The organism is Lacinutrix sp. Bg11-31, from assembly GCF_002831665.1.
Classification (GTDB): domain Bacteria; phylum Bacteroidota; class Bacteroidia; order Flavobacteriales; family Flavobacteriaceae; genus Lacinutrix.
Genome location: NZ_CP025118.1, coordinates 3540065 through 3560197 on the forward strand (window position 1 = coordinate 3540065; position 20133 = coordinate 3560197).

The window sequence follows — 20133 nt, forward strand, 5'->3', positions numbered from 1 at the left end:
TATGATTAAAACAGATATATTAATAATAGGAGCAGGACCAACAGGTTTATTTACTGTGTTTGAAGCAGGATTGCTAAAATTAAAGTGCCATTTAATTGATGCATTACCACAACCTGGTGGTCAATGTTCTGAGTTATATCCAAAAAAGCCTATTTACGATATTCCTGGATTTCCTGAAATATTAGCTGGAGATTTAACTGGTAACCTATTAGAGCAAGGTAAGCAGTTTCAGCCAGGATTTACATTAGGAGAACGTGCCGAAACTATAGAAAAACAAGACGATAGTAGTTTTATTGTAACCACTAATAAAGGTACAAAACACCATGCTCCAATTGTTGCAATTGCTGGAGGTTTAGGTAGTTTTGAACCTAGAAAACCTAAGTTAGAAGATATTGAAAAGTACGAAGATATAGGTGTTAATTACTTTATTAAAGATCCAGAAGTTTATAGAGATAAAAAAGTAGTGATTGCTGGAGGTGGAGATTCTGCTTTAGACTGGTCTATATTTCTTGCAGATGTCGCTTCAGAAGTTACTTTAGTACATCGAAGAAATGAATTTAGAGGCGCTTTAGATTCCGTAGAGAAAGTACAAGAATTAAAGCTTTTAAATAAAATAAACTTAATTACACCTGCAGAGGTAATAGGTTTAAAAGGCGGAAACCATATCGAAGGTGTTACATTATCTAAAGGAGATGAAGTAATACAATTAGAAGCAGATTATTTTATTCCATTATTTGGATTATCGCCAAAACTAGGTCCAATAGGAGATTGGGGATTAGAGATCGAAAAAAATGCAATAAAAGTGAATACCGTAGATTACCAAACTAATATAGATGGTATCTTTGCTATTGGTGATGTTAATACATATGAAGGGAAACTAAAATTAATTCTTTGTGGATTTCATGAAGCAACATTAATGTGTCAATCTGCATATAAAATATTAAATCCAGGCAAGAAATTTGTTTTAAAATACACAACAGTAAGTGGTATAGATGGGTTTGATGGTACAAGAAAAGAGTCACCAAAAGCAGTTGTAAAGGCTATAGTATAATGGAAGATGTTACTTTACACATTATAGATTGCGAAGGTATAAAACATAGTGTTTTAGCACCTACAGATATGGCAATGAATGTTATGGAAGTTATTCGTTCTTACGAGTTAACTCCAGAAGGGACCATTGGTATTTGTGGCGGTATGGCAATGTGTGCTTCGTGCCAATGTTATGTTAATTCGGATAACGAAATTAATGCAATGGAAGATGAAGAAGATGCTATGTTATCTGAAGCTTTTAATGTGAAAGATAACAGCAGATTAAGCTGTCAAATTCCTATTACAGATGCTTTACATAATTTAGAAATAAAATTAGCTCCAGAAGTTTAAATAATTATAAGATGCAAGAGACATTGCAAATACCATTTAGGTTTAAAGAAAAAGTTGAAGAACTCGCAAAAGAATTATTCTATTGCGCATTAGAATCTTCAGAGAAACAAGAAGTGCTCCTTAAAAATATTAAGGAGTCCTTTTTTTATGTATCTAAAGCTTTAGATTGTGGTATTTGTAATACAAAATGGGAACAATTTGTTGTCGGAATTAAAGCATTAAAACCAAAGTTACAATTAGATGCGGAAGCAGCATATAATAACGATCCAGCTGCTAAAAGTGTTAGAGAAGTGTATTTAGCATATCCTGGTTTTTATGCTATTGCTATGTATCGCATAAGTCATATTTTATGGCAACTAGATATTCCTGTTTTACCTAGAATGATTTCAGAATATGCACATGGAGTAACAGGTACAGATATTCATCCTGGAGCAACCATTGGACATTCTTTTTTTATAGATCATGCCACAGGAGTTGTTATTGGAGAAACCGCTGTAATACATAATCATGTTGTTATTTATCAAGGCGTAACTTTAGGAGGTATTACAGTAGAAAAAGCATTAGCAAATACAAAAAGACATCCTACAATTAAAGATCATGTAACCATTTATGCGAATGCTACTGTTTTAGGAGGAACTGTAGAAATTGGCGAAAATAGTATTATTGGCGCAAACGTTTGGATTACAAAATCCATTCCCGAAAACTCAATTGTAACTTACAAGTCTGATATAAAAATAACAAATAGATAAAGTATGAGTATTTTAAAGCAAATAGGAAATACGCCTTTAGTAGAAGCTTCAAATTTAGTTTCAAAACCAAACGTAAAACTTTATCTAAAATTAGAAGGCAATAACCCTGGTGGAAGTGTAAAAGATAGACCAGCTTATAATATGATTGCCGAAGCTGTAAAACGAGGTGACATAGAAAAAGGAGGTCACTTAGTTGAAGCCACAAGTGGTAATACAGGAATTGCTTTAGCTTACGTCGCAAGTTTATTTGGTATAAACATCTCTCTAGTTATGCCAGAAAATTCTACAGTAGAACGCGTAAAAACAATGCGTGCTTACGGAGCAGAAGTAATATTAACAAGTGCAGAAAGAGGTATTGAAGGTTCCAGAGATATCGCTTTTAAAATGAGAGACGAAAAAGGATACCTTTTATTAAATCAGTTTGAGAACGACGATAACTGGAGAGCACATTATAAAACTACAGGTCCAGAAATTTGGAGAGATACAAATGGTGAAGTCACTCATTTTGTTTCAGCAATGGGCACAACAGGAACCATAATGGGAACGGCTACTTTTTTAAAAGAACAAAATAAAAACATTCAAATTATTGGTGCACAACCAATGGATGGATCAAGAATTCCTGGTATTAGAAAATGGTCGCCGGACTATGTGCCAAGTATTTTTAATCCTTCAAAAGTAGATCAAGTAATAGAAGTAAGCCAAGAACAGGCAACAGCTATGACTAAACGTTTGGCTAGAGAAGAAGGTGTTTTTGCAGGCATGAGTAGTGGAGGCTCTGTAGCTACTGCCTTAAAATTAATAGAGACTATAGACGCAGGTGTTGTGGTTGCTATTATCTGCGATAGAGGAGATCGTTACTTATCTTCTGCCTTATTTGACTAAGCAATTATAAATTACACTCAATAAATAATATTTAGTTTACTTTTGCCATCTAACAAATTTACTTGATGAGGTATATATTATACGCTTATATATTATTTTTTTCTATTAGTATTTCTGCTCAAGCAGACAAAAATTCATTTACAATAGATGCTAATTATTTCTATGGGAATATTACTGAACATAATACTGATATCTCACATTTAATTACTGGACATCCATCTGGAGTTATATTAAGTTATAACCAAAAAACGTTTGGAAAAAAAGCTTGGGAAAGCAGATTTAACTATCCAGATTATGGAGCATCTTTTGTATATCAAAAATTTAATAATCAGTATTTAAGCGAAAACTATGGAGTCTTTGCACATTATAATTTCTACTTCTTTAAGAGAAATGTAATGTTTCGTATTGGGCAAGGTCTAGCGTATAACACAACACCTTATGATAAAGTTAAAAACTTTAGAAACAATGCTTTTGGATCACATTTATTAAGTTCAACTTACTTAATGCTAAACTATAAAAAAGAAAACATTTTCAAGAATTTTGGCTTACAAACAGGATTAACACTAATTCATTATTCTAACGGAAATGTAAAAGCACCAAACAGTTCTATTAACAGTATTGTTTTTAATATTGGAGCCAATTATATTTTTGATAACGAAAAATCAACAGAGTACATTCCATCTACAGAAGAGAAATATTTTAAAGAAAAAATAAAATATAATTTTGCTTTTAGAACAGGAGTAAACGAAAGCGATGTTATTAATACAGGACAATACGCTTTTTATGTGGTGTCTGCTTTTGCCGATAAACGCTTAAACCGAAAAAGTGCAATACAAGTAGGAACAGATGTATTTTTTTCTAACTTTTTAAAGAAACACATTCAATACAAAGCAGTAGCTTTCCCAGAAGATAATGTAAGTGGAGACGAAGATTATAAACGTGTTGGAGTCTTTGTTGGTCACGAACTTTTTATTAATAAAACCTCATTTATAACGCAATTGGGTTACTATGTTTATTATCCTTTTGATTTCGAAGGTCGCGTGTATAATAGAATAGGTTTAAAACGCTATTTTGGAGAAAAAATCTATGGCGCATTAACCTTAAAGTCTCATGGAGCAAAAGCCGAAGCTGTAGAAATAGGAATTGGAATAAGATTATAAAATGAAAAAAATAGCATACATATTTATAGTATTACTTTTTGCAAGTTGCGATAGTAAAAATGCACCAGACTGTTTTAAAAATGCAGGAGATAGCATTGAAAAAGCATTTACAGTAGCACCATTTACCAAAATCACAGTCTTTAAAAATATAGAATTAATTGTTACAGATGCACCAAGTCAAAGCGTAAAAGTCGAAACAGGAGAAAACCTAATGGATAAAATTTCGGTTATAGTAGAAAGTGGTAGATTGCTTATAAACGACAATAATGGTTGCAATCTTACGCGAGATTACGGTTTAACCAAAGTATATATAAGTGCTCCAAATCTAACAGAAATTAGAAACAGTAGCCAATTTACAGTACGTAGTAATGGTACTTTAAATTATCCAAATTTAGATTTGTTAAGCGAAGACGATTCTGGCGATTTTTATAACAACGGTATTTTTAATCTAGAAGTAAATGCTAGTAATCTTTTTGTAGTAATTAATAATACAACTACAACTTATGTTTCTGGAACTACTACTAACTTACGCGTTAATCATGCTTCTGGAGATGGACGTTTTGAAGGCAGAAACCTTATTGCCGATAACGTAAATGTTTACCATCGTGGCACAAATAATATTATTGTTAACCCTCAACTTAAACTTACTGCTAATCTATTAAGTACAGGAGATGTTATCTCTGTAACAACACCACCAGTTTTAGATGTTCAAGAACAGTTTGATGGTCGCGTAATTTTCGAGTAACAAATCCCTTTTACGTGTTCAGTATTTAGTTTAATATGGCGTTCCCTTTTTAAGCTAAAAAAGCTTAAAAACGTCAGGCTGTCCATTATATCTTTTTTTAAGAAAAATAAAAAAAGGATGCCATTTCCATCCTTAACGCGCTTACTCGACTGTCTTACTCAAAATCTAAATTCTAGAAGAGCATTTTGTTTATTTTTACTGGTTATATGCTCATGTTAGGCAACGAAGTAAGATGGGAAACAAAAGGTCACGTAAAGTATTATTTATGTGTAGTTTTTTTAGCAAGTAAACATAATAAAGCTTGTCGCGAATTATATAATAGAATAGTTGCAAAAGGAAAGCGTAAAAAATTAGCATTAATTGCAATCTGTAATAAGCTATTAAAACAAGTTTTTGCTATTGCTAAATCAGGATTAATATATGATGAAAGCTATAGAAGTGTTTTGGTGAAAAATTAATGGGATTTCACTTGTTTTTAGCCACAGTACTTTGTTGTAGCACGTTTTTATTTATTCAAGCGTTTTTTGTTCTTTCTCTGATTAGCAGAAAACTCATAATTATACTTATTCCGATTACTAATAATCCGTATTTGAATAACCCTGTTAGAAAAAATGTCGGGAATCCACCATAACGACCTTTTTCTGATATTTGAACGAGTTCAGATATGATTTTAGAATTCTCTAATATGAAATAAAAGACAATGCAGAATAAGCTAATTATGTAAAGTTTTATGATTTTTAAATTTCTTTTATTCATCACTTATTTCTCAATATGCGACAAACATTGTTGTAGCACGTTTTTATTTATGCTACACTCAAAATATTTATCAATCCTCCAATGATTATTAAAATTACCATTGTCAAATAACTTCGTTTGTTAGATATTTTTCCGGTCATTAATTTTACTCCAAAGTATAAGTTTATAATACTTAATAAAATATTTAAAAACAGAACCCAATTAGGATACATAAAAGCAAAAAGAATATCTGTATAATGATATTTGTAATAAAGAGATATCATTTCATATATCCAATATACAGACAATACCATTTGAATTAAGCCTAAAACGATGTTAGTATTTTTCTTCAACACAATGTTTTAATTTAATTTCTGATTTTCTAATTCCGCAAACTTTTGTTTCTCAGTTGGCAAAATGTCCACTAAATCAAATCGGTTTTTATCCAACATATTGAAGTCAACCAGACTTAAATAAAGGTCAACAACATTTCGATCAATCATTACTTTTCCGCCTCCAGCCCAATGTCGGTCAGTTCCGTTTTTCTTTATTCCAGAAACCCAATATTCGTCTCCACTTTCTATGTCGTAGTAATTTCCTGCGATTCCTTGTGCATTTGAGTTTTTAAGAGCCTTTCCATTAAAATAAACAGTTCTGCCAGATTTTGAAAATTCCGCCATTCCAATCCACGCTGGTCCAGTATCACCAAATCCGCTTTTCAATTCTATATATTTTAATTCAGGTTTCATTGTTTCTCAAATGTGCTACAACGGTTTTGTATATGGAAAGTTGCGTGTTTGCATGCGAGGATTTTCCGAAGGAAAATCAGATGTAGCAAACGTGCAACGACCTTTTGATTTAGCTAAATATAGCAATTTTTTATATACGTTGTTGGCAGTAGGCTTAAACGCTAAATTATGCAGTTCCGACGTAATCTCTATTCCAATGTAAAAACTTGTTATAGATTAAAATTCTTAAGTTTTCCAATTCAGAGTGTTCTATAACTAATTCTCCAACTGATTCCTTCATTTTTTTTAGTTGGGAATCCGTCAAATTTTCGTTCCATATAAGTTCGGTTCCGTATTTTATAATTCCGTTAATGTGTTTTTGAGATATTGCTTTTTCAAATTTAACCCAATCAGACTTTAATGATTCCGCGTGTCTTTTTTTTCGTTTTGATAACCAGAAATAGTACACTATCAGAAGTAATAATGGGAAAGAAAATGCAATAATGAGTATTATTCCGTTATTCATGTCGTTTTTTGAAAGCTTACTGCCAACGTGTTTCTTTAGTTTGTAATAAATATCTTTAGATAGAAAAAGAGGAGAACTATAACGTGTTTTAGAATAACGTTCCCTTACACGTACGAGTCCTCTCTTTCTATACAGTTGCCAAGAACCATTTGGAATACCAGGAGTCAAAATCTCCCGATAAAGGAAGTAGTTAACGCAACATATTTATTCACTCTAATTGTAAAAATATGAAAAATTACAAAGAAGTCGTTGGAATCGATGTTTCAAAAAAAACAATAGATGCCTTTTGTTATCAAGCAGAAGTACATAAGGAGTTTATTAACGATGTAGTAGGTTATAAAAGTCTTTTAAAATGGGTTTCAAAGTATACCAATGAAATTGACGTTTTTTATTGTTTTGAGAATACAGGATATTACTCATTAAAATTAGCGCTTTATTTCGCTAGTCAATCTATAGTTTATGTAGAAGAAAGTCCTTTAAAAATAAAACGTTCATCGGGAATTGTAAAAGAAAAGACAGACAAGCTTGATGCGGCTTTAATAGCACGTTATGCTTGGCTTTATAGAGAAGAGTTGGAACCAAGTACAGTAAAAAGTATGTCTCATTTAGAGCTTGGAAGACTGTTAGCTTTACGGGATCAATTAGTTAGAAATAATGCAGGTCTTAAAGGTACTTTAAAAGAAATGAAAATACTTTTATCTAGTCCAACCACAGATTCTGGTTGCATAAGCTTAAAACGCAGTATAGACTATTTATCTAAGCAAGTAAAATCAGTAGAGGATAGGATAAAAGAGATTATTTCTCAAGATGAATCGATGCAAAAAAATTATGAATTATTATCGAGTTTAAAAGGAGTAGGTTTAGTAGTTGCTAGTCAATTAATTTACCATACAGGAAACTTTACACGCTTTGCAAGTTGGCGTGCTTTTTCTAGTTATTGTGGAACAGCGCCATTCGAGCATCGTTCTGGAACCAGTATCTATAAGCGAAAACAATGTCATTATTTAGGAGACAGAAAAATGAAAAGCTTATTAAGTATGGCAAGCGTTTCTGCAATACAACATGATAGTGAATTAAGACAATATTATAAGCGAAAAGTAGCAGAAGGAAAAGATAAAATGTTAGCCATAAATAATGTTAGAAACAAACTAATTGCAAGAGCTTTTGCTGTTGTGAAAAGAGGAACACCTTATGTTGTTTTACAACAGCATGCAGCTTAAAAAAAAATAGAATATTTATTAGGAATTGATCTTGGAATACGTGTATGATTAGTTGCGTTGGCTAGATCTAAATTAGTAAAAGAAAACGAACCAGAGGAAATTCCAAAGGAATTTCCAAGTAATCATTGCACTAGCAATGAATTATACACGTTGTTGTGCTTTCGTTATTTGTTGTTATTGCCTAAAGAACCTAATCGTTCTCCGGTTAACTGATGTTTATAACCGTCATTTTTTTCTTTCTTTGGTGCATCCAAAATAAATTGTGCTTTCTCTTGGAATATCATAATAAAATCAGAACCTCCAAATAGAAAGTAACCTAACATATCCCCTTTAGAGACTGTACTTCCTACGTGTAAATTATCTTCGAAATTAACGGAAGATACTGGCCACATTCCTATTGGTAGAAGTGCAACTAAACCAAATTCTTCAGTATCTAAAATCACACATCCGCGTGTCTCAATTGCTTGCCAAGCAACTGATGATGCATCAAATTTGTATCTTTTATTCTCAGGGTCCCACGTGGTATAACCACCTGAAACACTTTCGCCAGGAATAATTCGTATTTCTTTCACAATTCCACTCAGCGGAAAATGATATCGATGATAATCACCTACATCTAAAAATGAATGCGTAAATGTTCCGCTAGTAAATGAATTTGCATATTCACTTTCCTTTCCGATTAGGTTTTTCACATCGTATAAAGTCCCAGATTTAACAACAACTCCTTCTTTTTCAACAATCATTGAATTGTCATCAATAGCCCAAATTCCTTGAGGTTGAGCATCTGCTGCTGATACTACTATCTTATTGTTATCTGGTTCAACTATAGGTCTTTGCTTAGGGGTTTTAAGGTTTCTTGCAAAGAATTGATTAAAAGTTTTCCAATTGGAAGGATCTTCATACCAATCATTTTGAAGACCAAAAATTCCATCTGCAAGAGCAATTTGGTAATAGTCGGCATTCCAAGAAGACTCCGAATCCATAAACTCGCCATATGTTTTATTGAAACTTGTTAACCATGACTTGTATGGTTCATGATACTGAAGTGAGTTATTGAAATAATCTTTTTCTTCAAGTGCTTCAAGAGGTTGATCATTTATAAAGAAAAAGTAGCACAAACTTTGATCGATTCTATCATAAAGTGAATTTGCATAATCAACTTCCAAGAATTGCCAAGGCATAACATTTTCTGTCCATGAGACAAATTGATAGTACTCTTCTAATGTTTGAGCAGGATTAGTTTGTTTATCTGGATTGATTTTTTTTGCCTGTTCTATTGAGGCTAAAAGCAACGATTTAATTTCAGGGTTTGAGTTTACAATGCTAATTAATTCTATAGTCTTAGAACTGTACTTTGAATAATTATGTTTGTTATTTTGTTTGCATGAGCAAAGTGTAATGAATAAAAGTGATAATATTAATGAATAATACTTTTTCATAGGTTCTATTTTTCTAATTGTATAATAATTTCTTCAATTGCAATCGAGAGACTTGGATATAAACTTGCAACATTTTCCAATTCCCACACATGATCAAAAAATACGTTTTCAGCCTCTAGATTAGACAGTATAACTCTATTGTCAGTCATTATTTTAGAGCCTCCTTCAACACCTTTAACAATGCCAAAATTATCAGAATTACGAAGAGAAATTAATTTTTCCATTTTCGGCAATACGTTGCGATTTAGATTAATCGACATGTTTTTCTGGGTATGTTCAAAATGTTCTAGTTGGCTTCCCCAAGCAAGTAGCATTTTTCTTAGTTCGGGATTGCTTACCAAATCCATTTTTCCATTATCATATATACTATTGAAGATATCTTGATTAGATTTCAACATAGGTCCCCAAAGGCCATCATTTATCAGTTTATTTAAGTAATCAATACCTAATGTATCAGTCTTTGTGCCAAATAGATTAATTAGTTTCACCAATTGACCCGTTGAATTATCTATTTGATTTTTGGTTTGTTTTAATTGAATTAGATTAAAATTAAATTCTTCTTTTAAACTAGTTAAGAGTAGTTTTTCGCTATCTCTACTTTTTTCTTTTTCATTCCAATTATTTATTGATAAAGCAATCAGAATTCCAATTACGACAAGTATAATTTCTCCTATTGCATACTTAAAGTATTTCCCAGTTTTATTTTTTCCCATAAGGTCGTAGCGAATTTTCCGAAAGAATTTTATCATTGATTAGTGGTTTGTCATAATGTCTTGTCCTGAAATATGGCTACAGGTTAAAATTGAATTAAGCTGATAATTTATATACCATATTAGGTGTTTTATAATCTAAAGATAAGTGTAATCTTATTTCGTTGTATAAATTAATTGCATTTTTTGCAGCACGTTTTGCGTGATCTACGCTATCAAAGGTTTGGTCTAGATAAAATTCATCTTTTAAAATACCATTTACACGTTCTGCCATTGCATTTTCGTAACAATGATTTTCTTCAGTCATACTAATATCTATTTTTTTTCTTCTAAGTATTTGTGTGTATACATTGCTACAGTACTGTATTCCTCTATCTGAATGATGAATAAGTTGTTTAATGTCTTTAGCTTGATAGATTGCCTTATTAAGCGCTCTTACACAACCTTTTAGTTCTAGGCTGTCACTAAGATCATATCCAACTATTTTCCTGGAATGCATATCAGTTATTAACGCCAAGTAACAAAAGCCTTTTACGGTTCTAATGTAAGTTATATCACTCACCCAAACTTGGTTGGACCTTGTAACTTCTAGGTCTTTTATAATGTTCTTATATTTATAAAAACGATGATAAGAGTTAGTGGTTATAGCACTGGTTTTCCTTCTAAGTGTTAGCATTTGGTGTCTTCTGAGAATATTAAATAGTGTGTCTCTACCAACTTTAATATTGGCTTTATTAAAATCTACATTTAATGATTTTACAAGTTTTCTTACGCCTTCTCTAGGAAGAGATTTGCGTCTTTTTCTGACTATATTAATAATCTGTTGTTCTAGTTTTAAACGCTTATCAGCTCTATTTTTATGCTTATAATAAGCATCACGTTTAAGCCCAAAACAATGGGTTATAGTCGTTAAAGAAGCAAATCCCTTAGACTTCTCTTTAGCTTTGATTAAGGCTTTATACTTAGCTTTTTTTTTAGTTCAGCAATAGATTTATAACCAAGATCTTCAGCAGCTACTTCTAGATAAGATTCTTCTACCATAGCATCAAGGTCCTTTTTTAGTATTAGTTTCTTGAGCTGTTCAATTTCTTTTTGAAGTGCTTTAATTCTTGATATTTCGTCTTTAGTTTCCACTTTTACTCTGGTGTTCATTAAGTCTTTACGATTGTATTTTTTGATCCACACATTTACTGTTGTAGGTGCAATAGAGTAGAGTTTACAAAGCTCGCTCTTTGTGTGTTTTCCGATAGTAAGCTCGGCTAAAATTTTTAATTTAAAAGGTTCGCTGTAACATCTAATTACTTTGTCATTTCTATACATAATGTTTAAAATTATGTAGCCTTATTTCAGGACGGGTCAAAATTGGTGCTAACGTTGTTGTATATGGTTTGTTGCGTGTTTCAAGCACCTAATTTAGTAAATATTTACCGACCAAGAAAGTCCGCGAGGACTTTCGTAAGTAGGCTAGAACTAGCAATAAATTATATACGGTGTTACCCAACGTTTTTTATTCGGTTTCTATATTTCCATTTGAATTTCAATCGACTCCAAAATAAATTCCATTCGTATATAATTCCACCCAATTCCCAATTCACGTCATATTTTTCGGTTTTATTATTCACGTAAGGTGGAATTCCGATTTTCATATGCAACATTGGGTCATTGTCTTTTACGGTTTCATAAAATTCCGATTCGAGTGATGATTTTGGATAGTATTGAATTTCAATTATTGAGCTTTCCTTTTCGCTTTTATATATGTACAAGTTTATATCGTACAGATTTTCATAAATGTCTTTTAATTCCGCTGTTATTTGCTCAAGCGATTTGGATTTTTTCTTTTCGTTTGCTTTTTTACGTTCAATTCGTTTGTCAAAAAAATTCCGCTCGTCATTTATTATTTCCGAAATTATGTAACTCGTATTGCCCGAAATTTTATTCCAACAGGAATTTCTCGCCATTTCTAATAGAGTAGAAGTAGCTTCTTTCAAATTCTGTTCGAGATTATTTTTTGTGATTTTTTTCAAGAGTTTAATTACTACGTTTTATAAAAATCAGACACGAAACAATTGTCAAAATTAGAATTCCGATTGTTCCATAAATTATTAAATTCAGCCACATTCCAACATTATGTATTCCCGAAGCAAATCTATTCAATAAAGGTTCAGATGAGAAAATCAGTATTGTTGTCAAAATGATAAATGACAATAGATGTATTCCTATAATTTTTCGTTTTCTCAATGTTTCTTCAAATGTTGGGTAACTCATTATATAATAACTTTTATTCCTGATATCCGGGAAATAAGTCGGGTTATGGTAACTTTATAGTTACTGTTATCTCGTAAAGATAATTTTTTTATTTCAGTATCTATAGTGTTACTTATTTGCTTTAGTTTAAAATGTAAACTTACTGTTTTAAGCCGTCAGTTCTCTAAACATGCTCTCTAAGCTCGCATTTTTTTGATTTAGTTGAAGAATCTTCAACTCATTATCATGGGCAAAATCAAAAACATGAGAACGCATATCTTCTTTTGTAGAAAAGATAATTTCGTAAATAAAATCGTGTGTATTTTTAACGCTTTTTGCGTTAGGTAACTTTAATAAAAAAGCATCTTCAACTCTATAATCGAATTCAACAATAACGGTTTGCTCTTGTCCATCGCGAAGCTCGGTTAATTTTTTATTGGCAACAATTTCTCCTTTATTAATTATTATAACACGATCACACATGGCTTCCACTTCTTGCATAATGTGCGTAGATAGAAAAACAGTTTTCTCCTTACCAATAGATTTTATTAAATTCCTAATCTCTACTAATTGATTAGGATCTAAACCAGTAGTAGGTTCATCGAGTATTAAAACATCTGGATTATGTAATAAAGCATTTGCTAAACCAACACGTTGTCTATAACCTTTAGATAACTGGCTCATTTTTTTATGAGCCTCAGGAGCTAAACCTGTAAGTTCTATAACGTCTTCAATTCTAGATTTACTAACCTTATAAACATCTGCATTAAAGGCTAAGTATTCGCGAACGTATTGCTCTAAGTATAATGGATTGTGCTCTGGTAAGTAGCCAACACTTTGTTGCACTTGTTTAGCTTGAGATAAAATATCGTATCCATTTACAGCTGCTTCACCTTTGGTTGGGCTAATAAAAGTGGTTAATATTTTCATCATTGTAGACTTGCCTGCTCCATTTGGACCAAGAAACCCAACTATTTCTGGCTTTTTAATCTCAAAAGACACATTGTTAAGTGCTTTTTGCTCACCATAAACCTTCGTTATATTTTCAACCTTTATAGACATCTTATATTCTTTCTTCAAAAATAAACATTCTGTAATTTAAACAAGACTTTGTTTAGAAATCTTTAAATCTTTAGCTAAAAGCTTAAAATACATGCTTTAGTATTTTGATTTGTGAAATAATTATTTACTTTAGCATTATAATTAATTTAGTGCTTTCGCAAATTATAATGAAAACAATACAGAACACATATTTTAGCCGCTTCTATTTCTTTTTTAGCAAAAAGAACGAGACTGCGTATATGTAATTCTAACAAACATATATTTAAAACTAAGTCTCGATATAATTTATCGGGACTTTTTTTATATAATAATTTCAACTTAAGTTGGGATTTAAAAAAAGAAATAAAATTTGATTAAAACAGTAGCTATACAAGGAATTAAAGGATCGTTTCACCACATCGTGTCTCAAGACTATTTTGGTGAACATACAGCTGTAAACGAGTGCTTGTCTTTCGATGAAACTGTAGATGCCTTACTTTCTGGTAAAACCGAAGTAGCAATTATGGCTTTAGAGAACTCTATTGCTGGCTCAATTATACCAAATTATGCGTTGATAGATAATTATAATCTTCATATAGTTGGTGAGCATTATTTAGACATACAGCATAATTTAATGGCATTGCCAAACCAAAGTATCGAGGATATTAAAGAAGTGTATTCGCACCCAATGGCATTATTGCAATGTAAAGCATTCTTTAAAAATTATCCACATATAAAGTTAGTAGAAGATAAAGATACTGCAGATGTTGCAAAACGAATTCAAGACAAAAAACTTAAAGGTGTTGCAGCAATAGCAAGTAGATTGGCTGCTTCAATATTCGAATTAGATATTTTAGCAGAAAGCATCCAAACCATTAAGCACAACGAAACACGTTTTGCAATTGTAAAGCAAAATAATTCTGAAATTAATAAAGCTGAAATTAATAAAGCGTCTATTAAATTCGAGCTCGATCACAAACGCGGAAGTTTAGCTGCAATTCTTAATGTTTTGAGTGACTGTAAACTAAACTTAACCAAAATACAATCCTTACCAAAAATTGAAACACCTTGGTTGTATGCCTTTTTTGTAGATGTTACTTTCGATGATTATAAGGATTTTGATAAAGCTAAAGCAATACTAGAGATTATGGCAACACATTTAAAAGTGTTAGGCGAATATAAAAACGCAAAAAAATAATGGAAGTTGCAAAAAGATTACATAGCGTTGAAGAGTACTACTTTTCTAAGAAATTAAAGGAAGTTAACTTTCTAATATCCCAAGGCAAGCCTATTATTAATTTAGGTATTGGAAGCCCAGATTTACAACCACCTGGAAAAGTAATTTCTGCAATTTCAGACAGTTTTAAAGACCCAAGAGCTCATAAATACCAAAGCTATCAAGGGTTGCCAGAGTTGCGCGAAGCAATTGCTGGTTTTTATAAAACGCATTTTCAAGTAAGTGTTAGTGCAGCAACAGAAGTGTTACCATTAATGGGAAGCAAGGAAGGTATTATGCATATCTCTATGGCTTTTTTAAACGAAGGCGATGCGGTTTTAATACCAAATCCAGGTTATCCAACATATACTTCGGTTACTAAACTATTACAAGCAGAGCCTATATTTTACAATTTAGACGAAGCCAATAACTGGTGTCCAAATATAGAAGAGCTTGAAAAGCAAGATTTAAGTAAAGTGAAGATTATGTGGTTAAATTATCCACATATGCCAACAGGAGCAAAAGCAACAAAAGAAATATTTAAAACCTTAATTGCATTTGCTAAAAAGCACGATATTTTATTGGTGAATGATAATCCATATAGTTTTATTTTAAATAAAGAACCTCTTAGTCTTTTAAGTATCGAAGGCTCAAAAGAAGTGTGTTTAGAATTAAACTCTTTAAGTAAAACATTTAACATGGCTGGCTGGAGAGTAGGGATGTTACTAGGTAATCACGAGTTGCTAAATGCAGTTTTAAAAGTAAAAAGCAACATGGATTCTGGTATGTTTTATGGTATACAAAAAGGAGCTGTAGAGGCTTTAAACTCATCAAAAATGTGGTTTGTAAGCTTAAACAGTATCTACGAGAAACGTCGTAAACTCGTATGGGAATTAGCGACTAAACTAAATTGTTCTTTCGATGAGAATGCAACAGGATTATTTGTTTGGGCAAAATTGCCACCATTTTTTAAATCAGAAGAATTTATAGACAAGCTATTAAAAGAACATAATATTTTTATAACACCAGGAACCATTTTTGGAAGTCAAGGTGAAGGTTATGTGCGTTTTTCGTTATGCGCAACAATCGTAGAATTAGAAGAAGCAATTGCAAGAGTATGATAAATAATATTTACATAATAGGAGTTGGTTTAATAGGCGGAAGTTTAGCTTTAGATATAAAGAAAAAACGACCAGGCGCAACTATTTATGGTATAGATAATAGCGTGCAGCATTTAAACGAAGCTATAGAGTTAAATGTTATAGATGCGAAAGCAACTTTTGAAGATTTGGATAAAGCAGACTTAGTAATATTATCTATTCCAGTAGATTCTGCTGTAGCGTTATTGCCAAAAGTTTTAGATAAAGTATCAGATTTTGGGTTAGTTGTAGATGTTGGTTCTACCAAATTAGACATTTGTAAAGTTGTAGAAAACCATCCAAAACGAAGAAATTTCTTAGCCATGCATCCTATAGCTGGAACAGAGTTTTCTGGACCAAAAGCAGCTATTTTAGATTTGTTTCAGCATAAAACAAATATTATTTGCGAAGTAGAAAAAACAGCTTTTAAGCTTCAAGAAAAAGCATTAGGTCTGTTTTCGGAAATAGGAATGAGAATGCGTTACATGAACCCAGAAGCACACGATAAACATATTGCATACATGTCGCATTTATCGCACATTAGTGCATTTATGTTGGGTAAAACAGTAATAGAAAAAGAAAAGAACGAACGCGATATTTTCGATATGGCAGGTTCTGGTTTCGAAAGCACAGTAAGATTGGCAAAAAGTTCTCCAGCAATGTGGACGCCAATTTTTAAACAGAATAAAGCTAATGTTGTAGAGACTTTAGAAGATTACATCGCGAATTTAACGCAGTTTAAAAACATGATGGAAAACGATGATTTTGAAGGTGTTTTTAACGAAATGAAAGACACAAATTATATTAAACAAATATTAAACGGAATAAAATAACATCAATTTCTTGTAAGGTTACTGTACTAAACTCGTTTTAGTAGTTAGCCTTATAAGTACAATAAAAAGTAGGATTATGGAGAATAAAAAAGAAATGAGAAACTGGTTGACAGACATGGCGTTGGATCATCCATTAGTAATCGCTGGACCTTGTAGTGCAGAGACAGAAGAGCAAGTTTTAAAAATAGCTCACGAGCTTAAAAACACAGATGTTAGTTATTTTAGAGCAGGTATTTGGAAACCACGTACACGTCCAGGAATGTTTGAAGGTGTTGGTGCTTTAGGTTTAAATTGGCTTAAAAAAGTAAAAGAAGAAACAGGAATGAAAACCTGTACAGAAGTTGCAAATGCAGCACACGTAAAGTTAGCAATCGAGAATGATGTAGATTTACTTTGGATTGGTGCACGATCTACAGTAAGCCCATTTATCATGCAAGAATTAGCAGATGCTTTAGCAGGAACAGATAAGATTGTTTTAGTTAAAAATCCAGTAAATCCAGATTTAGCTTTATGGTTAGGTGGAATTGAAAGATTATATACTGCTGGTATTAAAAATTTAGGAGCAATACACAGAGGTTTTTCAACTTACGAGAAAACTAAATATAGAAACATTCCAGAATGGCAAATAGCTATCGAGTTTCAAAACAGATTTCCAGATTTACCATTAATTAACGATCCATCGCATATTACAGGAAAGCGCGATATGGTTTTCGATGTGTCTCAAACGGCTTTAGATCTTAATTTCGATGGATTAATGATAGAAACACATACAGATCCAGATAATGCTTGGAGTGATGCTGCACAGCAAGTAACACCTACTGTATTAGTGAAAATGATGGAGGATTTAAAAATTAGAAAAATTAGCGACCCAGAAGCAGAATACAATAAAGAACTTACTAATTTAAGAGCTCAAATCGATGTTGTCGATAATCAGCTAATAGATTTATTAGGTAAGCGTATGAATGTTGCAGATGGTATTGGTAAACTTAAAAAAGAAAAAAACGTTGCCGTTTTACAAAGCAAACGTTGGAACGAGATTTTAGGTAAAATGGTACTTCAAGGCGACGAAAAAGGATTGAGCGAAGAGTTTATTTTAAAATTATTTAAAGCAGTTCACCAAGAATCTATTAATCATCAAGAAAAGGTTTTAAAAGGATAGAGCTTATTTTGAATAATATCTATTTGTTATGTTTAGCGTGTCGAAATGCGATCTAACCATAGTAAAAAAATATTCTCGACGACATTTATACCATAAAAAAGGGCTTCAAATTTTTGAAGCTCTTTTTTTTAATTTTCACTCACCCAAAAGCTGCGTTCACTCATTGTCGATTTTATAGAAGTTGAATTAAATATAGATTTGATTCAATTTTAAAAATCAAAACACATGAAACGAATTTTACTATTATTTTTGGCATTAAGCTGTTCTGTTATTTCTTACAGCCAAACAGAAACTAATAAAGAGTCTGCAATTATTTATGTTTTAGAAGCAGTTGAGTTGATTGCATTAAAACAGAAGAAAACAATTTGTTATTCAAAATCTACTTGTTCTAGAACAATAATAGGATGCGGTTTTTTATGCAGAGCAAAAGGTATTCCAATAGAAAATGTTTCAGACCAAAAAGAAATTGACACAAAATTGTTCCCAAATCCTTCAGCTAATGGGATTTTTCAAATAAATTTTAAAGAAAAATATAATAAAATTAAAGTAGTTGTTAATTCAATTTCGGGACAAGCAATTCAATCTAAAGTATTTCAGAATGTATTAAATAAAGTGACCATAGATTTGTCTCAATATCCTTCAGGAATTTTTTTAATAAACATAATTGCAGATGGAAAACAATTACCGACTAAAAAAGCAATAAGAGGTTAAGGTTTTAAATTTAAAATGCGTTATTTTGTACTTCAATTTAATGAATGACAGGACTAGTATATAAATCTACAGGAAGTTGGTACACAGTTAAAAACGAACTTGGTACTACTTACGAGTGTAGAATAAAAGGTAAATTTCGTTTACAAGGCATAAAGAGTACCAACCCAATTGCGGTTGGTGACTATGTGGATTTTGAGCTAGATACCAAAAGTGATCAAGAAACAGGTGTAATTAACAAGATCCATGATCGCGAAAATTACGTTGTTAGAAAATCTGTAAACCTATCTAAGCAAACACATATTATTGCTTCAAATATAGATCAGGTTTTTCTTTTAATAACTATAGACAATCCACCAACATTTACTAGTTTTATAGACCGTTTTTTAGTGACAGCAGAAGCTTATTCTATTAAAACAGTATTGGTTTTTAATAAAATAGATACCTACACCGAAGACACTATTTTAGAGGTTAGTTACTTAGAACATATCTATGGAAATATAGGTTACGAAAGTGTTAGAGTTTCGGCTAAAACCGGAGAAAATATAGATAAAATTAAAGCGTTGATGGAAGGTAAAGTTAGTGTCTTTACTGGTCATTCGGGAGTTGGTAAATCTACTTTAGTAAATACTATTGAGCCAACTTTAGATTTAAAAACGAAGTCTATTTCTACACAGCATTCTCAAGGACAGCACACAACAACTTTTGCAGAGATGTTTGATTTAAGTTTCGATGCGAAAATTATAGATACACCTGGAATTAAAGGTTTTGGAGTTGTAGATATGGAAAAGGAAGAAATAAGTGGTTATTTTCCTGAGTTTTTTAAGTTGAGTCAAGATTGTAAATTCAATAATTGTATGCATATAGAAGAACCTAAATGCGCAGTTAAAGAAGCTTTAGAAAGAGATGAAATTGCTGCTTCTCGTTACAGAAGTTATGTTCAAATAATTGAAGGAGACGATCAACATTACAGAACAGATATTTGGGATAAAGAGTAGTGAAAATGTAATAAACGTTTCGCTTTCGCGGAAAGGAGCATGAAAATAGTAATTCAAAGAGTTAGTAAGGCAAGCGTAACTATAGAAAGCAAAAAAGTAGCTTCAATAAACCATGGGCTTTTAATTTTACTAGGAATTGTTACTGAAGACACACAGGAAGACATTACATGGTTAACAAACAAGATTGCGAACCTTCGCATTTTTGAAGACGAACAAGGTGTAATGAATAAATCTCTTATAGATACCAATGGAGAAGCCATTGTTGTTAGCCAGTTTACACTACAAGCAAGTACAAAAAAAGGAAACAGACCAAGTTATATAAAAGCAGCACGACCAGAAGTTGCTATTCCGTTATACGAAGCATTCAATGCGACATTAGAATCTGTGCTTAATAAACCAGTTCAAACAGGAGATTTTGGAGCAGATATGCAAGTGGAGCTTTTAAACGATGGACCAGTAACAATTGTTATAGATTCTAAAAATAAAGTATAAAAAATTGAAAATATTTTCCTACATGATTT

The 20133-nt window shown here is 31.8% G+C and carries 22 protein-coding genes and 1 pseudogene; 15 read left to right on the top strand and 8 right to left on the bottom strand.

Annotated elements, in window-relative coordinates:
• Position 1 precedes the first annotated feature (1 nt).
• The 7 genes and pseudogenes from CW733_RS15805 to CW733_RS15835 form a co-directional block, all read left to right on the top strand.
• Positions 2-1051, top strand: coding sequence for an NAD(P)/FAD-dependent oxidoreductase (locus CW733_RS15805; RefSeq protein WP_100998406.1), 1050 nt, complete (start codon positions 2-4; stop codon positions 1049-1051).
• A complete protein-coding gene (locus CW733_RS15810; RefSeq protein WP_100998408.1) occupies positions 1051-1380 on the top strand; it encodes a 2Fe-2S iron-sulfur cluster-binding protein in 330 nt (109 codons plus the stop codon). The genes CW733_RS15805 and CW733_RS15810 overlap by 1 nt, the downstream gene beginning before the upstream one ends.
• Before the next feature lie 11 nt (positions 1381-1391).
• Entirely contained in the window at positions 1392-2129 is a 738-nt protein-coding gene (gene epsC / locus CW733_RS15815) for a serine O-acetyltransferase EpsC (protein WP_100998411.1), read from the top strand.
• A gap of 3 nt (positions 2130-2132) precedes the next feature.
• A complete protein-coding gene (cysM, locus tag CW733_RS15820) occupies positions 2133-3011 on the top strand; it encodes a cysteine synthase CysM (protein ID WP_100998413.1) in 879 nt (292 codons plus the stop codon).
• Between the two features lie 65 nt (positions 3012-3076).
• The gene (locus CW733_RS15825) at positions 3077-4171 is read left to right on the top strand and encodes an acyloxyacyl hydrolase (protein ID WP_100998415.1); all 1095 of its coding nucleotides are present in this window, start codon (positions 3077-3079) and stop codon (positions 4169-4171) included.
• Between the two features lies 1 nt (position 4172).
• A complete protein-coding gene (locus tag CW733_RS15830) occupies positions 4173-4916 on the top strand; it encodes a head GIN domain-containing protein (RefSeq protein WP_100998417.1) in 744 nt (247 codons plus the stop codon).
• A 226-nt stretch (positions 4917-5142) separates the two neighbouring features.
• Positions 5143-5374, top strand: a pseudogene (locus CW733_RS15835) (IS110 family transposase); the annotation flags it as partial.
• 639 nt (positions 5375-6013) lie between these two features.
• On the opposite strand, the gene CW733_RS15845 reads toward CW733_RS15835, so the two are convergent.
• On the bottom strand, positions 6014-6400 hold the full coding sequence (locus tag CW733_RS15845) for a hypothetical protein (RefSeq protein WP_100998421.1): 387 nt from the start codon (positions 6398-6400) through the stop codon (positions 6014-6016).
• A gap of 166 nt (positions 6401-6566) precedes the next feature.
• Positions 6567-6905 carry a hypothetical protein gene (locus CW733_RS15855; protein ID WP_157811597.1) on the bottom strand — a complete coding sequence of 113 codons (339 nt, stop codon included), beginning with the start codon at positions 6903-6905 and terminating at the stop codon, positions 6567-6569.
• A 227-nt stretch (positions 6906-7132) separates the two neighbouring features.
• Here CW733_RS15855 and CW733_RS15860 point away from each other — a divergent pair, with 227 nt between their 5' ends.
• Entirely contained in the window at positions 7133-8125 is a 993-nt protein-coding gene (locus tag CW733_RS15860) for an IS110 family transposase (protein ID WP_100994760.1), read from the top strand.
• Positions 8126-8289: 164 nt separating this feature from the next.
• Here CW733_RS15860 and CW733_RS15865 read toward each other — a convergent pair whose 3' ends face one another.
• From CW733_RS15865 to gldA, 6 genes are all read right to left on the bottom strand, one after another.
• A complete protein-coding gene (locus CW733_RS15865; protein WP_100998427.1) occupies positions 8290-9564 on the bottom strand; it encodes a phosphatidylserine decarboxylase in 1275 nt (424 codons plus the stop codon).
• A 5-nt stretch (positions 9565-9569) separates the two neighbouring features.
• Positions 9570-10277 carry a DUF6090 family protein gene (locus tag CW733_RS15870; protein WP_198520086.1) on the bottom strand — a complete coding sequence of 236 codons (708 nt, stop codon included), beginning with the start codon at positions 10275-10277 and terminating at the stop codon, positions 9570-9572.
• A 94-nt stretch (positions 10278-10371) separates the two neighbouring features.
• A complete protein-coding gene (locus CW733_RS15875; protein WP_157811603.1) occupies positions 10372-11223 on the bottom strand; it encodes an IS3 family transposase in 852 nt (283 codons plus the stop codon).
• Complete coding sequence (locus CW733_RS15880; RefSeq protein ID WP_100998433.1) at positions 11223-11594, bottom strand: transposase; 372 nt, start codon at positions 11592-11594, stop codon at positions 11223-11225. Before CW733_RS15880 ends, CW733_RS15875 begins: the two co-directional genes overlap by 1 nt.
• A 173-nt stretch (positions 11595-11767) precedes the next feature.
• Positions 11768-12298: a hypothetical protein gene (locus tag CW733_RS15885; RefSeq protein WP_100998435.1), complete on the bottom strand. Its 531-nt coding sequence runs from the start codon at positions 12296-12298 to the stop codon at positions 11768-11770.
• Positions 12299-12686: 388 nt separating this feature from the next.
• The gene (gene gldA / locus CW733_RS15890) at positions 12687-13580 is read right to left on the bottom strand and encodes a gliding motility-associated ABC transporter ATP-binding subunit GldA (protein WP_100998436.1); all 894 of its coding nucleotides are present in this window, start codon (positions 13578-13580) and stop codon (positions 12687-12689) included.
• A gap of 349 nt (positions 13581-13929) precedes the next feature.
• Between gldA and CW733_RS15895 the strand changes: the two genes are divergently transcribed.
• The 7 genes from CW733_RS15895 to dtd all read left to right on the top strand — a co-directional run bounded on the left by CW733_RS15895 (position 13930) and on the right by dtd (position 20104).
• The gene (locus CW733_RS15895; protein ID WP_100998438.1) at positions 13930-14757 is read left to right on the top strand and encodes a prephenate dehydratase; all 828 of its coding nucleotides are present in this window, start codon (positions 13930-13932) and stop codon (positions 14755-14757) included.
• Positions 14754-15896: a pyridoxal phosphate-dependent aminotransferase gene (locus tag CW733_RS15900; RefSeq protein ID WP_198520137.1), complete on the top strand. Its 1143-nt coding sequence runs from the start codon at positions 14754-14756 to the stop codon at positions 15894-15896. The genes CW733_RS15895 and CW733_RS15900 overlap by 4 nt, the downstream gene beginning before the upstream one ends.
• Entirely contained in the window at positions 15896-16747 is an 852-nt protein-coding gene (locus CW733_RS15905; protein WP_100998901.1) for a prephenate dehydrogenase, read from the top strand. The genes CW733_RS15900 and CW733_RS15905 overlap by 1 nt, the downstream gene beginning before the upstream one ends.
• A gap of 76 nt (positions 16748-16823) precedes the next feature.
• Entirely contained in the window at positions 16824-17906 is a 1083-nt protein-coding gene (locus CW733_RS15910; RefSeq protein WP_100998442.1) for a bifunctional 3-deoxy-7-phosphoheptulonate synthase/chorismate mutase type II, read from the top strand.
• Between the two features lie 225 nt (positions 17907-18131).
• On the top strand, positions 18132-18617 hold the full coding sequence (locus tag CW733_RS15915; protein WP_100998444.1) for a T9SS type A sorting domain-containing protein: 486 nt from the start codon (positions 18132-18134) through the stop codon (positions 18615-18617).
• 44 nt (positions 18618-18661) lie between these two features.
• The gene (rsgA, locus tag CW733_RS15920) at positions 18662-19612 is read left to right on the top strand and encodes a ribosome small subunit-dependent GTPase A (protein WP_100998446.1); all 951 of its coding nucleotides are present in this window, start codon (positions 18662-18664) and stop codon (positions 19610-19612) included.
• Positions 19613-19651: 39 nt separating this feature from the next.
• Positions 19652-20104: a D-aminoacyl-tRNA deacylase gene (gene dtd, locus CW733_RS15925; protein WP_100998448.1), complete on the top strand. Its 453-nt coding sequence runs from the start codon at positions 19652-19654 to the stop codon at positions 20102-20104.
• The last annotated feature ends 29 nt before the right edge of the window (positions 20105-20133 follow it).